Origin of the sequence: Methanolobus bombayensis (assembly GCF_017873415.1) — an archaeon.
GTDB classification, from domain to species: domain Archaea; phylum Halobacteriota; class Methanosarcinia; order Methanosarcinales; family Methanosarcinaceae; genus Methanolobus; species Methanolobus bombayensis.
The window spans coordinates 1-14,497 of the sequence record NZ_JAGGKD010000008.1 but is presented as its reverse complement, the minus strand read 5'-3'; the positions used below and the strand labels follow the sequence as shown (position 1 = coordinate 14,497).

At 38.5% G+C, this 14,497-nt stretch carries 13 protein-coding genes; 9 read left to right on the top strand and 4 right to left on the bottom strand.

Annotated elements, in window-relative coordinates; translation table 11 throughout:
• Nucleotides 1-55: 55 nt before the first annotated feature.
• The gene (locus tag J2746_RS10300; protein ID WP_245250099.1) at nucleotides 56-1,333 is read right to left on the bottom strand and encodes an MgtC/SapB family protein; all 1,278 of its coding nucleotides are present in this window, start codon (nucleotides 1,331-1,333) and stop codon (nucleotides 56-58) included.
• Between the two features lie 160 nt (nucleotides 1,334-1,493).
• Here J2746_RS10300 and J2746_RS10295 point away from each other — a divergent pair, with 160 nt between their 5' ends.
• From J2746_RS10295 to J2746_RS10270, 6 genes are all read left to right on the top strand, one after another.
• Nucleotides 1,494-1,838 carry a 4Fe-4S binding protein gene (locus tag J2746_RS10295; protein ID WP_209620228.1) on the top strand — a complete coding sequence of 115 codons (345 nt, stop codon included), beginning with the start codon at nucleotides 1,494-1,496 and terminating at the stop codon, nucleotides 1,836-1,838.
• Between the two features lie 86 nt (nucleotides 1,839-1,924).
• Nucleotides 1,925-3,838, top strand: a complete 1,914-nt coding sequence (locus tag J2746_RS10290; protein WP_209620225.1) for a CHAD domain-containing protein — start codon at nucleotides 1,925-1,927, stop codon at nucleotides 3,836-3,838.
• Nucleotides 3,839-4,007: 169 nt separating this feature from the next.
• Nucleotides 4,008-6,062 carry a polyphosphate kinase 1 gene (gene ppk1 / locus J2746_RS10285; RefSeq protein WP_209620222.1) on the top strand — a complete coding sequence of 685 codons (2,055 nt, stop codon included), beginning with the start codon at nucleotides 4,008-4,010 and terminating at the stop codon, nucleotides 6,060-6,062.
• Nucleotides 6,063-6,076: 14 nt separating this feature from the next.
• Nucleotides 6,077-6,970, top strand: coding sequence for a Ppx/GppA phosphatase family protein (locus J2746_RS10280; RefSeq protein WP_209620219.1), 894 nt, complete (start codon nucleotides 6,077-6,079; stop codon nucleotides 6,968-6,970).
• A gap of 205 nt (nucleotides 6,971-7,175) precedes the next feature.
• Nucleotides 7,176-8,237, top strand: coding sequence for a rod shape-determining protein (locus J2746_RS10275; protein WP_209620216.1), 1,062 nt, complete (start codon nucleotides 7,176-7,178; stop codon nucleotides 8,235-8,237).
• Nucleotides 8,237-9,823 (top strand): coiled-coil domain-containing protein, encoded by a 1,587-nt coding sequence (locus J2746_RS10270; protein ID WP_209620213.1) that lies wholly within the window; start codon nucleotides 8,237-8,239, stop codon nucleotides 9,821-9,823. The genes J2746_RS10275 and J2746_RS10270 overlap by 1 nt, the downstream gene beginning before the upstream one ends.
• A 116-nt stretch (nucleotides 9,824-9,939) precedes the next feature.
• Here J2746_RS10270 and pyrF read toward each other — a convergent pair whose 3' ends face one another.
• Entirely contained in the window at nucleotides 9,940-10,593 is a 654-nt protein-coding gene (gene pyrF / locus J2746_RS10265; protein ID WP_209620210.1) for an orotidine-5'-phosphate decarboxylase, read from the bottom strand.
• Between the two features lie 70 nt (nucleotides 10,594-10,663).
• Entirely contained in the window at nucleotides 10,664-11,617 is a 954-nt protein-coding gene (locus tag J2746_RS10260) for a deoxyhypusine synthase (RefSeq protein WP_209620207.1), read from the bottom strand.
• Nucleotides 11,618-11,990: 373 nt separating this feature from the next.
• On the opposite strand from J2746_RS10260, the gene J2746_RS10255 reads away from it, so the two are divergent.
• From J2746_RS10255 to J2746_RS10245, 3 genes are all read left to right on the top strand, one after another.
• A complete protein-coding gene (locus J2746_RS10255; RefSeq protein WP_209620204.1) occupies nucleotides 11,991-12,467 on the top strand; it encodes a DUF2798 domain-containing protein in 477 nt (158 codons plus the stop codon).
• A gap of 239 nt (nucleotides 12,468-12,706) precedes the next feature.
• Nucleotides 12,707-13,252, top strand: a complete 546-nt coding sequence (fpoB, locus tag J2746_RS10250; protein ID WP_209620201.1) for a F(420)H(2) dehydrogenase subunit B — start codon at nucleotides 12,707-12,709, stop codon at nucleotides 13,250-13,252.
• Between the two features lie 113 nt (nucleotides 13,253-13,365).
• On the top strand, nucleotides 13,366-13,860 hold the full coding sequence (locus tag J2746_RS10245; protein WP_209620198.1) for a MarR family winged helix-turn-helix transcriptional regulator: 495 nt from the start codon (nucleotides 13,366-13,368) through the stop codon (nucleotides 13,858-13,860).
• A 152-nt stretch (nucleotides 13,861-14,012) separates the two neighbouring features.
• Here J2746_RS10245 and J2746_RS10240 read toward each other — a convergent pair.
• A partial coding sequence (locus J2746_RS10240) for a helix-turn-helix transcriptional regulator (protein WP_209620195.1) occupies nucleotides 14,013-14,497 on the bottom strand: 485 nt, incomplete at its 5' end.

Sequence of the window (14,497 nt, the reverse complement as noted above, 5' to 3'; positions counted from 1 at the left end):
GTTAAATATAGTTAATCTTTGTATATATAGTTATATTGATACAAATATTTAATAATCAATTAATGTAGAAGTTCCAGATAAGCAAGGTTATTGAACCTGAAAATACTATTGCCAGAAATGAGAGAAGGGATGTTTTGAAAAATTCAGGAGAGCCACTTATTTTTATATAAAACGGTTTGCTGAGAGTGCTGACAAGACCCGCAAGTATAGCTGTTTCTGCAGCAGTATGTGCAGAAAGGTTACCTGAAAAAGCAAGGGCTGCAACTGAAGCAGTTACAGCAGAACTGCTGACGATACCACCAAGTGCAGTGATATATGCACCCTCAGCTCCTCCATATTCGTTAGCAAAATTTGCAACAATAAGCAGGATCGTAAATACTGCACCGAACTTAAAAGCAGGACCAAGGGCAAAGGGAGATCCTATTTCTATGTTCTCTTTCGGAGTGATGGTCTTTTTCCATTTAAAAGCAACAACTACCAGTGCCACTGCTCCCATTACAAGGAACGCAGGAGCCATCAGAGTTACGGTCTGCATTGTAGGGTCTGCTATGAATGCAATAATACTGTTGCTTATTATCATGGACACCACTGCAAGTATGGAACCTATGTGAACGGAATCTTTTAACAATGGTCCCTTTTTAGAGAGACCTGCAAGGGCTGCAACTGTGGCTTCACTGCTTATGAATCCTCCAAAGAAACCGGAATATGGAATGCCACCTTTTGGACCCATTTTTTTCAGTGATACATAACTCACAAAAGTTATGAAAGAAACAAGTACCACAATAAGTATAGCTTGTTTAAGCCTGATTATTCCGTAAATGGGTTCTTCAGGCACTATTGGATATAACACAAAAGCAACTGCAAGGAATTTGAGTGCACTGCTTATATCATCTTCAGAGAGATTTTCTGCAAAAGAGTGAAGAGGTTTTTTCTCAATGAGCAGGAAGGTCATTAGCAGTCCGGTAACTATTGCTATCAGGTACAGACCTTCAGCCACGATGATTCCCAGAAGATAAGTACAAAACAATGCGATTGAAGTGGTTAGTCCGGATTTTTCCTTAATGATATTTACCAGATATATCAGGGATGCAGAAGCAAAAAGAACAAGCAATGTACTTAATATTAGTATCCACATACCAATGTAGTCTGCAAGAAAGGTTGCAAGGGTACCTGCAATACAGGTAATGGAAAAAGTTCTCACACCTGCGAATATCTTCTTATCCGAACGCCAGTGTTCTCTTTCAAGACCTATCAGTATACCTATCATCATTGAAAGTACTATTTTTTCCAGAATTGAAGTGTACAAAGGGTCAATACCCAGTTGAATATCCATATATCTTCATCCTTTCCGAGGAAATAATCCTGATGAATATCTGTTCAGCAAATGGTAAATTATACCATCTGTACAAATAGTAACATTGGTGTTATCTAATACATATATTGCTATATATTTTTATATCTGCTTGACCGATTAGTAATGAGGATTGATTATCATGCCGTGGGTTAATAAAAAAAAATGTGTGTCATGCAAGAAATGTGTTAAGAAATGCCCGGTTGATGCAATTGATATGGTAAAAGGTAAAGCCCTTATCAAGGAAGATAAATGTATCAACTGCGGAAAATGCATTAAGATCTGTCCTGTAAAAGCAATCCTCAAAGACAAAGAAATTGTAAAATCCGGTATTGCTTCAAATATTAAGGATGCAAAGAAATCACTCTCGGAATATAAGAGTAAGAAAGCTAAGAAACGTGTCATCAAGAGTCAGATGAGACAGCTAAAGCGCCAGCAAAAGATCCTTTGGGGAACTATGAAGGAACTGAAACACATTAAGCTTTAATTTCCAGAGAGAATAACAATCGTAAATATAGATAAGTGTAATTGAAGCAATTATTGAACAGGGCAAAAGTTGTCAAAGGGAGAATAATGTCATCTAGTGTATTTATCAGAAAATATTCCTTAGTAGCATCACTTGGTTTTCTCACAGGCCTGGTATTTTGCATGACAGGTCTGCTTTTTGCCATAGTCAGCAGACTGAACCGCGGTTCCGGCCCTGAAGTTATTCTGACGGTTTGTATGCTCCTTGCTTCCGGCATAGTGTTCATTCTTGCTGGCATTAATATTGCAGGAATAAGCCAGAGACTTTCACGCAGCTATTCTTTCCTTGCAGGTTTGCTGTTGTCTGTTTCAGGACTTCTTGTGTTCATGTTCTCTTTTCCCGATAACTGGATATATCCCATAGTAAGTTATGCAATTATTTCATATTCTCTTGGAATATTCCTGCTATTGATCAACATTTTTGTAAACTACTTCCTTCAGGCACAGGGAGAAAATGAGCTCTGTGAAGACAGGGATATTGATTCTGACACATTGCAAAATGAAACAAAGCAACAAGAATGCTCTGTTCTGACAACTTTTGCAGGCATAATGATGACAAATATCACATCAGGTTCCTATGAACCTGCCATTATTACAGGCACAGGTACCAGTGATGGTGAGAACAATTATATTGTAAATAATACAGTTTCCGAAGAAAAATTACCGGAGACCCTGATCATGGAATCCTATGAAGAAAAAAGAGAAACGGAAGAAGATGCTGAAAATGTAACTGAATCTTTCAGCATTGAAAATACTAAAGTTTGCAATACAGATGAAACTCATGAAGAGCCCATTGCTCTTGAAACTACACAATTCCCGGAAATCGTCGATGTTCCTGAGCCGGAAATTACCGAGTCTCCTGAAAATGACTTAGATGAAAAAAAGACAGAGGAACCGGAACAGAAAGAAGCTGAATATCAGGATAAAACTGAAGAAAAAGCATTGATAACTCCTTACTCAGAGTTCCGGTCAATCAAAAAGACGGACATAAAGGCTGATGATACAATGCGTGGGGCTGCACGTAAGATACTCATGTATCATTTTGGTCAGATGATAGAGCATGAAAGGGGCACAAAAGTTGGAAAAGATATTGAAGAGCTCCATGACATGCGTGTTGCTGCTATGCGTATGCGTTCAATCATCGAAGTTCTGGAAGACTATCTTAACATGAAGGAAATGTCTTCCCATTACAAAGATATAAAATCCATAAGGAAGACGCTAGGAACCGTGCGTGACCTGGATGTGTTCCTTGAGAAGATAGATCATTATCTTGAGGCACAAGCACCGGAAAGTGTTCCTGAAATGGATCCACTTACAGATTCCATTCTTATAGAAAGGGCAAAACATCGTGGTACGATGCTTGTGTACCTTGATGATCCACGTTATAATAAGTTCAAGAAGAAATTTGCAGACTATTTGCTGCATAAGAAATCATGGAAGATGAAATCATCAAAGAAAAACGGCGAGCCTGTTCCTGCCAGAGTTGTGGATGTATTGCCTGTGCTTCTCTACTCCCAGCTTGCAACTGTAAGGGCATATGGTGATGTACTCACTAACGATATATCCATTGACCCTTACCTTGAAAAATATCATCAATTAAGGATAGATGTGAAGATACTGCGTTATACCATTGAGTTCTTCAAAGAAGTTCTTGGTTCAGAAACAAAGAGCCTTATAAAGGACCTGAAAGCTCTCCAGGATAATCTCGGAGATATGCATGACACTGTGGTTGCACTTGAAATGCTTGAGAATTTCGAGAGATATGGTGTATGGGGAGAGACACACGGAAAGAAGAACTCTGCCAGCATCAGGGATTATCCGGGAGTTGATGCCTATATCGAGTACAGAAAGAAAGAACTTGCATCGCTGCTGGAATCATTCCCTGATGCATGGTCAAATGTTATTGACCCTGATTTCAGTGTCAGGTTCTCACAGGCAATAGCAGGATTATACAATTCCTGAAGAATTGCTGATAATATGGCCTGGAAAATTGTATCGACTACGTAAGACTATATTGTGCTATATATTACTATATATGAATCTGTATGAAGTGTTATATAATAGAATTACTGTTGTTTTATCAAAACACGACAGTATTCTGGCGTTTTTAAGATTGAGAAATATGAATTTTATGTCCAATGAAGTAAGTGATTATATAAACAGGGAAATCAGCTGGCTTTCTTTTAATGAAAGAGTCCTTCAGGAAGCAAAGGATCCCACTGTCCCTTTACTTGAACGTTTGAAATTCCTCGGGATATTTTCATCCAATCTGGATGAATTCTTCAGTGTGAGAGTTGGCACCCTGCAAAGGATGATAGATGCAGGAGTTAAGTCCAAAGCCATGGTTGGGGTTTCACCGAAAAAAGTGATGAAACAGGTACATAGCATCGTGCTTGATCTCAGGGATGATTTCGATAAGGTTTTTGTTGAGCTTACAAAAGAACTTGAAGCCCACAACATTGTCATTCTGGATGAAACCCAGCTTAATGATGAACAGAAAGATTTTCTGAGAGTATATTTCCAGGAAAAAGTTCGCCCACGTCTCATACCTGTAATGTTGAAGGACATTCCCGATTTTCCATACCTTAAGAATCAGGTAATTTATCTGATGATTGATGTAAGGAAAAAGTGGGACCCTCAAAGCTCAAAATTCGCAGTGATAGAAGTCCCTGCTGATGTTCTTCCACGTATTATTAATCTCCCGGATTCAGAAGGACGTAAGTGTTTGATAATGCTTGACGATGTTATCCGTTTTGGCCTGGATGATATCTTCTCTACCTTTGATTATGATTCCATAGGTGCATACACCATCAAACTCACAAGAGATGCGGAACTTGATATTGACGATGATGTGACCAAGAGTTTCTTTGAAAAGGTTTCCGAAAGCCTTGAAGAAAGGAAAAAAGGTCAGCCTGTACGCTTTGTGTATGACAGGGAAATGCCGTATTATCTGCTTGATTTTACTCTCAAAAGACTTGATATACAGAATTTTGAAAATCTGGTGCCCGGTGGAAAATATCACAATGCAAAGGACTTTATGAATTTCCCCAAGATCGGGCCGGAATCATCTTATTATGAAAAGAAACCTCCTTTACCACACAAAGACCTGAGACGTTACAAGAGTATGCTTGCTGCCATCAGGGAAAAAGATATTCTGCTTCATTACCCCTACCAGTCCTTTGACTACTTCATTGATCTTTTAAGGGAAGCGGCAATTGACCCTAATGTTGCAAGCATCAAAGTTACTCTGTACAGGGTTGCACGTAACTCAAATGTCATTAACGCACTTATAAATGCGATAAAGAATGGAAAAGATGTTACTGTTGTTATCGAACTTCAGGCACGGTTCGATGAAGAGTCAAACATTTACTGGACACAGAAACTTGAACAGGCAGGTGCCAGGATCATTGATGGAGTGCCGGGTCTGAAGGTACATTCTAAACTGTGCCATATCACCAGGAAAGAAGAAAATAAGATGGTACATTATTCTTGTATCGGCACAGGCAATTTCAATGAGTCAACTGCAAAACTCTATTGTGACCACATGTTGATGACAACAAATCCTGACATTACATATGAAGTTGACAGGATTTTTAATTTCTTTAATCACAATTATAAGGTCTACGATTATGAGCACCTTGTGGTTTCTCCTTTGCAAATGCGTAATAAGTTCACAAAACTCATTGACACCGAAATAAAGAATGTAGAGGAAGGTAAACCTGCATACATCCATGCCAAGATGAATAGTCTTGTAGACAGCGAAATGATCAACAAATTGTATGAGGCCGGTAAAGCAGGTGTAAAGGTCAAACTTGTTGTCAGAGGAATATGTTCACTTGTTCCAGGTGTCAAAGACCTCAGTGAAAATATAGAAGTTACCAGTATAGTTGATAAATACCTTGAGCATTCCAGAATATTCATTTTCTGCAACAACGGGGATGAGAAATACTTCATCTCATCTGCCGACTGGATGGTACGAAACCTTGACAGGCGTGTGGAAGTAGCTACACCAATATATGATCCTGCTTTGCAGAAAGAACTGAGACAACACATGGATATTCAGTTCGCTGATAACACTAAAGCCAGAATAATAGATGAAAAACAGGATAACAAGTATGTTCAGAACGAACACAAGCCCTGTCGTGCCCAGGAAGATATATACACTTTTCTTGAAAAACAACTTTAAAACGAGGACACTGGATGAAATTCGCTGCCATAGACATTGGTTCAAATGCTGTCAGGCTTCTTCTGTCAAAGGTTGATTCGGAAGGTATCGAACCTGTTTACGAAAAAGTCTCTTTTATACGCATGCCCATAAGGCTGGGTGAGGATGCATTTATCCACAATAACATCCCGCCGGAAAAAGTTTCCAGGCTTTTGAAGACAATGATGGGATTCAAATACCTGATGGACGCCTATGAACCCCTTGATTATATGGCATGTGCAACTTCAGCCATGCGTGAAGCTGATAACAGTGATGAGATAGTTGCTAAGATAAAAGAAAAAAGCGGCATCGACCTTAATGTAATAAGCGGAAGAAAAGAAGCTAAGATAATCTATTCCAACAGAATAGAAAAGATAATCGGAAACGGTAATTCAACTTATCTTCATATTGATGTTGGAGGCGGTAGTACTGAGATTATCCTCTTTAAAGGTAAGAAGGTGTTTGCATACAGGTCTTTCAATATCGGTACAATCAGGATGCTTGAAGGTATTGTGACAAAGGATGACTGGAATGAGATGAAGAAATGGGTCAAAAAGGTCACCAATGAACATAAGCCTGATTATGCCATCGGAAGTGGCGGCAACATCAATAAGCTTTACAGGATGTCGGGCCGAAAGGATGGGACACTTCTAATGAGAAAAGACATCAAAGAACTGAAAAAATATCTTAAAGGATTCACACTGGAGCAGAGGATCACAAAACTTGGTCTGCGTCCTGACAGAGCTGATGTTATAGTCCCTGCATCAAGAATATATCACTCGGTCATGAAATGGAGCGATATCGGATACATGCATGTACCAAAACTTGGGCTGGCAGAAGGAATAGTTCACGTCCTGTACAAAAAACATATGGATAATTATATTAATTGACATCCATAAATATTGTATTTCTTGAACATGACATGATTGCGTAGTAATACATCATATTGATACCTTTTTTCAATTAGTTATGAATTTATTTAGTGATATCTGTCGCCATAGATGCAGATCTCATGTTCATAATATATAAATACTGATTTAATAGAACCTTCTATTATTAAGAAAAATGGATCCCATGTATATTTGTTATAATTCCATGTGGGTCTTAATAACGATAACAGTTGATTACATGGAAGGGGAGATAACCAGTGATAAATGTCTCTACATCGGTATAGATGCAGGGATGTACAAAACATCTGTTTGCAGCAGTGAAGGAAAAAAGTTCTCAGAACGGAGTTTGGTTGCTTTTTCCAGTGAAAATGGTAACGACCTTGAGAAAGTACTGGCCGGAAAAGATGCACTTGAACTGGAAGACGGGAAAAAAGTGGAACTCTTTAACGGGGAACTCAAAAGTGAAGAGAATACAGATGCTTGCAGACGATTCCTGAAGCATGTACTTGAAAAGAACGAAGTCGTGGAAAAGAATACCTATGCAATAATAGGTGTTCCTGCAAATGCTGACAAGGCATATAAAAAGAAACTTCTGGAGCTGGCCAATGAAGTATTTACAGGAGCTATGCTGGTTGATGAACTTTTTTGTGCAGCTTACAAAAACAATCTTCCTGACAGATCGATAATAGTGGATATTGGCTACAGTAAAACCGATATATGCATAATCGACAGTGAGGTTCCCAGGGAAAATGATTGCCTGAGACTTTCCTGTGCAGGAAAAGACATTGATTCGGAGATAGTCAAACTTGTCAATGACAGATGGCCGGATTCAACAATAAGTGAAGAACTTGCAAGGGAATGGAAAGAGAAATACGGTGCACTTGATCCGGGTTCGGATACATGCGTTGTTGATGTACCTCTTGAAAATGGACATGTTCAGGAATCCATTATTGAAGAATTGCAGCTTGCATGCGAATTTGTTGTAACTGACATTGTATCAGGAATTACCAGGATCCTGTCAGATCATGAGCCGGAACTTCGTGAAAAACTAAGAAATAACATTCATATATTGGGGGGAACCAGCAATCTCGATGGCATTGACAGCTTTATCGAGAACGAATTAAAAGTACTGGGTGGCGGAAAAGTATTTTCTGACATTGATCCTGAGTACGGGATCTCAGAAGGTGCACTGGAGATCGCAAAGAATATGCCAGCTGACTTCTGGAATCAGCTAACTACTGAAAAAGATACTGAGGAAATGATATAATGAATCCATTGAACTTATCAGGCAGGGGCAGGAAAGAGGAAAAATCATCATCTTCATCGGTATTCACCCCTAATATTTACCGTAAGCCCGTTATTAAAGAAGAAGAAGCAGAAAAAGAAGTAAATGAAGACACTTCTTCAAATCCTCAGAACTATGTACCTTCAGCCGGGAAAATGCCAGACCCTGTTCCTGAACAGAGGACAAGTACATTCAATATACCGGATGGATTCAACTTTGACATAGATGATTTTATCCAGAAAGAGGCACAGCTTCTTCAGATCCGTGAACGCTATGAAGCTGACATTAATGAATTTGAGAAAAAGCAGAAAGAGCTTGATGAACTGAAAACTAATTTTGCCGAAGAGGAAAAAAAGCTCAATCAAAAATGTGCCATCCTGAAATCAGCTATTGAAAAGACTGAAAAAGCCATACCTGAACATCAAAAAGAAGAGCTTGATAAGGAAATAGCCGAGTTCGAAAAGAAACGTGCAGATTTTGAAAGTCGTGTTGAAAAGCTTGAAATCTCAAAGGAGAAGCATGAAAAGGAACTGGCCGAGTATGAAGACAAAAAAGAAGAACTTGAGTCTCTCAGGTCTGCTTATGAGACCGAAATGGAACAATACAGAAGTAAGAGATCTGAACTTGATGAGCAATGCAAGCTTCTTGAAGAACAACTGGCTAAAGGTGAAGAGTTATCAATTGAGATGACAGATGCTACATCACCTGCCGCAGTTGAGGTTATTAAGGCTGGATTTTATGCAGAGCTGAAAGAACTTAACAGGAAAAGAGCAGATATCCAGACGATCAAAACACAATTAGAAGATGATAAGTCACTTCTGGCTGAGAAGCGTTCTTCCATTGAAAAGATGAAAGAACATATCCAGGCCGATATTTCTGACATCGGAAGCAAAGCAAAGGAGCTTGAGCAGACAGTCGTCAGCTACGAGGAAAGACTGAAAAACCATCAGGAAAAGGAGCTTTCTTTTGAGGAGAAGATTAAGGCTTTTGATGAAAAGAAAAATGGGTTCAAAGCTGAGCAGGAAAGGATCAAGCTGGAGCATGAAGAGAAAATCAAAGCCTATGAGAAGACTTTTGAAGAAATGAAAGCGGGGTTCAAGGCTGAGCGCGAACAGCTCAAATTGAAGCATGAGGAAAACCTGAAGACCCACGAAGAAAAAGAACGTGCTTTCCAGGAAGATATGAAAGCTCTTGAAACAAAGAAAGCAGAGATCAAGGCTGAGAGCGAGAAACTCGACCAAAAACGTGAGGAGAATTCAAAGTTCGAGACTGAGATGGAAAAAGTGCTGGCTGAAATGGAAGAGAAGAGAAAAGAACTGGATGAGATGATCGAAAAGACAAATAATGAGATCGGTAACCATGTTACTATCCATCGCCAGAACCTTGATATCAAGAAACTCAATAATAAACTGGAGCAACAGACCATCTATATACAGAGCCTTGAAACATCAGTTGCAGAACTTAAAAGGAACCTTGAAGCAGCAAAGTGTGATATGAAGAAGAACGAAGTATTCTCACAGATACTTAAATCCAACATGGAATTGATGGACAAGCCGCAGTCCATCTAATTTGATATTAAATGTGTGCCTCAGAACTCATAGGGTTCATCACAAGTCAGATGTGATTTATCATCATTGGCACACAGATTTATTATTTTTGTTTTTTGTTTATTAGTATAGTGCTTTCAGATGAACTCTTTCATCTCATCAACTAACTTTTTTGCAGCCATTGAAGGATCTTCATCCTGGTATATGGCTCTGCCAACAATTACCCAGTCAGCTCCTGCTTTTATGACATCGGAAGCTGACCCTCCCTGAGCACCTACACCAGGTGAGATTATGGAAAGTTCATTTCCGATTATTTTCCTGATCTCTGCAACCCTTTCAGGACGTGTTGCCGGAGCGACCACACCTGATGCTTTTGCATCTGCTGCCATCTTTGCAATTCCTTCCCCGACCTGCTGCATGAAATCAAGAGCACCGGGGTGGCTCATTTCAGTGACCACGTAGATGTCCTTGTTCTGTTCATTTGCAAGTTTTACGGCAGCTTCAAGGCTGTCATGTCCTGTGAATCCCTGAACGATTACAGCATCTGCACCTGCCTTGAAAACCTGCTCGCATATCAGGCGGTTGGTGTTCGGGATGTCGGCAACCTTAAAGTCAGCAATGATAGGTGCAAATTCAGAGAGCTTGCTTATCATGTCCATGCCGGTTGAAAGTACAAGTGGATAGCCAATTTTGATGGCATCTACATATCCTGCAACCTTTTCGGATATTTGAACGGCTTCTTCCCTGTCAGTTACATCAAGTGCAAGTATAAGTCCTGTCTTTCTTTCCATGTGATGACTTCCTTTATCTAATATGATTATGACTTATGATTTATTCAGTTTGCAACTATCTGCTTCGGACTTACATTTTTGAAAGTCTGCTTCTTGCTGCTGCAACCATGATCGGAAGTGTGATGGTGGCATCGGAGTGTACTGTTACTGAGCGTGCTGTTTCGCTGACCTTACCCCATGAACGTGCTTCGTCAAGTGTTGCACCACTTAAGCCTCCTGTTTCGGGAGTGTCCATTGTGAGCTGGATAGCGTACTCGAATTCCTGGTGTGTTATGAGCATGGACTGGAAGATGTAGTTTTTTGGGACTCCGCCGCCGATGAGTACTGCGCCAGGGTCTTTTGCCTCGTAGCAGATGTCTATTATCTCCTTCATATCTGAAAAGGCATCGACATTGAGTGGATTTGTCTGCTTGTAGAGCCATGCCTGAAGACCTATCATTGAGTCCTGAATGGCAGGACAGTATACTGGAACGTTCATATCTGCTGCTGCTTTTAAGATCGAGTCCCTGTCATCGATGTTGTTTCCGAGGTGTGTCATGAATTCCCTGATGGATATGGTGTCAGTTCCAATATCAGAAAGAATGGCTTTGAGCTTTTCCTCAAAGTCTACAAAATAAGGTTCCGGAAGGTATACATCGTATATCCTGTTTATCTCATCGTGTTTCAGTTCGATGTCGTCACATTCTGCACAGCCTTTGTAGTGATGCAGTCCCATGGATTCCACTATTTCGTGAACCATGTTGGCACCGGTTGTTACAAGTACATCGATGTAGCCATCATATATGAGATCGGTTACTATCTGGCGCATTCCTGCCGGAACCATGGCACCGGCAAGTCCGAAGAAACTGGTTGACCCGTTTGCAAGCATATCAGTGTAGATGTCAACGGCATCTGCAAGTTTTCCTGCACCAAAGGCACAGCCATCGATTGCATGCACCAGTTCGTCAACGCCCATATTCTCTGTGATCTTCGCCTGTCTGACAGGATTTTTCAGTTTTTCTTCATGTGAATGACAATGTTCCATTTGAAAGCCTCTTTAATATAAGCAGAGTTAATGGCGAGGTTGTTCTTTAAGGTTATTATGGGAAGATTGTATGTGCGGGAGAAAACAATGATCCAAACTGAATACCGATGTGTTTAAATATGGAATATAGCTCACATTCAAAAACATTATCATTCTAAAAAAATAGCTGAATATGCTTGAAAATATAGCAAATATCGAATAAGAATAAAAAAATGATTTAAATTACAATTGAAACACTGGTCGTTAAGTTTATCATTAATCTGTTACTATTGCGTCGCTGCTATAAGAAGATGTCAAACGTTTTTGATACATATAAACACTCCTTGTGTTAAACTTTCTTATATAATAAATTTCACATGCACAAGGTGAGAATTTGATTAAAAATAGAAAAGAAAATCTAATTCATACATTTATGTTTGTTTGTTTTATGGCATTTGTAATGACAGCATACAACATAACGATTCAACAAGGATTTACTGCAGATATAATTAAAATGACTTGGTTAAGTTTCCCTCTTACTTTTGTAGTGGCATTTACACTTGAATATTTTATTGTAGCAAAGTATGGGATGAAATTAGTATTCAAATTACACAAAAACCATCATACTTCGTTTCAGAAGAGAAGTCTAACTGCATTAGTTTTTGTTGGTTCAATGGCAACTTTAATGTCCTTATTTTTTTCAATTTTAGCAGTTGGTTTTTCAAAAAATCTACCTTTAACTTGGATTTATAATCTTGCTATTAGTGCTATATTTGCATATCCGTTGGTAGTTTTTGTTGCAGCCCCACTAGTTGGGTTTGTATTCAGAACAATATTCCCAGAGGGTTCTATTGTTGATATTGCAAAATGATTTTCGTAACTTGAACTCCTCTTTTTTTATGTACCCTACTTCTCAATACAATTAGATTCTTACAAAAATTAAGAATTTTCATTGATTCGAAAATAGTTCCAGGTTCAAGATTCCTTGTTCTAAAATAAAGCAATATCCTTAAATATTACATTTTATGAAATACATGTTGCAACAATTATTGTTTTAACATATATTGTCATGACAAATGTATAATATAAACTTAAAAAAGGAGATTCAAAATGGATAATGTAGAGGAAAATAATCCAGAGCTAGTGACATACGATGATATTCCCTCGATAGCACTTACTGATTCAAACAGCATCGCAGATTTTATAAAAAAGACAAAAATACAAGATATTATCAACTGGGGTCGTAAAAATTCATTGTGGTTTACAGTAAATGCAATGGGTTGTTGTGGTGTTGAGTTAATCGCAGTAGGTATGGCTCATTTCGACACTGATCGTTTTGGAATTCTTCCGCGTAATTCTCCAAGACATGCAGATGTACTTCTCATCAGTGGATATGTAACAAAGAAGTATCTTCCTGCATTGAGAAGAATATGGGATCAGATGCCTGCACCAAAATGGGTGATAGCCATTGGAGATTGTGCTATAAGTGGTGGCCCTTTTTACGAATCCTACAGTACCCACCAAAATATGGACGAAATATTTCCAGTAGATGTTTATGTTCCTGGATGTCCTCCAAGACCTGAAGCAATCATTCAAGGTTTTGTTGAACTACAGAAAAAGATAGAAGCAAAAAAAGACAAAGCTATTGATTATTGATAAGATTGACAGATAAACAAATAAATGTACAGTTCCATGAAAAAAGAACTACAAACAATATCGTTAAATATCGATTCCAATATTATTGCTAACACTGTAGCTAGGAGGAAAATATGGACACTGTACCTGTCGGAGCATTCATCGCAATAGCCTATCGCAGCGGATTTGTAAGACTAAATCAAAAAATGAAAGAACTCGGTCTTTCCGCAGGCCAGTTCTACGTACTCCTAATTCTTTCTCATGAACAGGGACTAACACAGGATACACTTTCCCGACAACTACTGATAGATCAGGCAAGCATTGCAAGGGCTGTCAATGTCCTTGTAAATAAAGGCTTTGTCAAACGTATTACTGATGAAACTGACCGTCGAGCGGTGCGTATTTATTTCACAGAAGAAGGTGAGGAACTTATTCCTAAAATATCTCAAATAGACGAGGAAATGGAAGAAGATTCACTCTCAGGACTTACTATAAAAGAAAGAAAAGAGGCAAGAGACTTACTTCGAAAAATATCACAGAATATTTATGAAAAAGCATACGAAAAAGATGATAAGAAAAGAACTGCTTTTCCTTTGAAGGATCATTGGAACATTCGTGGCAAAAATTGAAATCTTACAAAAAAGGACCTTGTTATTCAAACATTACTTGCGTTTTAACAAATTTGGAAATATATATTAGAATAAAAACTTTCTTCTTTATTTCCATGAAGGAGCATGTCCTTTTCTACAAGCTTCTGCAAGTAAAAGAAGAACAATACCAATTAAATCTCACTCACCACTATTGAATCTTCAAGAATATGATCATAAAGCTCTTTTGTCCAGTCGACTGCGCTCTGACCTGTGCAGAGCATGAACTTATGGTCAAAATCTCCTTTCTTATTAAACGCACTTATTATAGAATGGACACTATCAAATGTAAAATATAAAAACTTCATTTCTTTATTGTAAACATACATATGGAAGAATTCACTGCTAATGAAACCTGCAAATTCTTTTTGATATTCCGTCCTTAGTTTTTTAAATAGTTCCTGAGAAACTACATAATGGAAATCAACATTATTCTCAATCAGTTCTGTAATTATAGAATCAAAATTTGGGTAGAGTGTAGTAGTAACCACATAAACATGAGGAGATACCTTATAGTCTACATTAAATGATTTATGCATAGAAAATAACTCTGTAATGTGAGGAGTTATTATTTCGCAATTCTTAAGGTGACCTATTTTTTCTAACAGGTGAGGGGGAA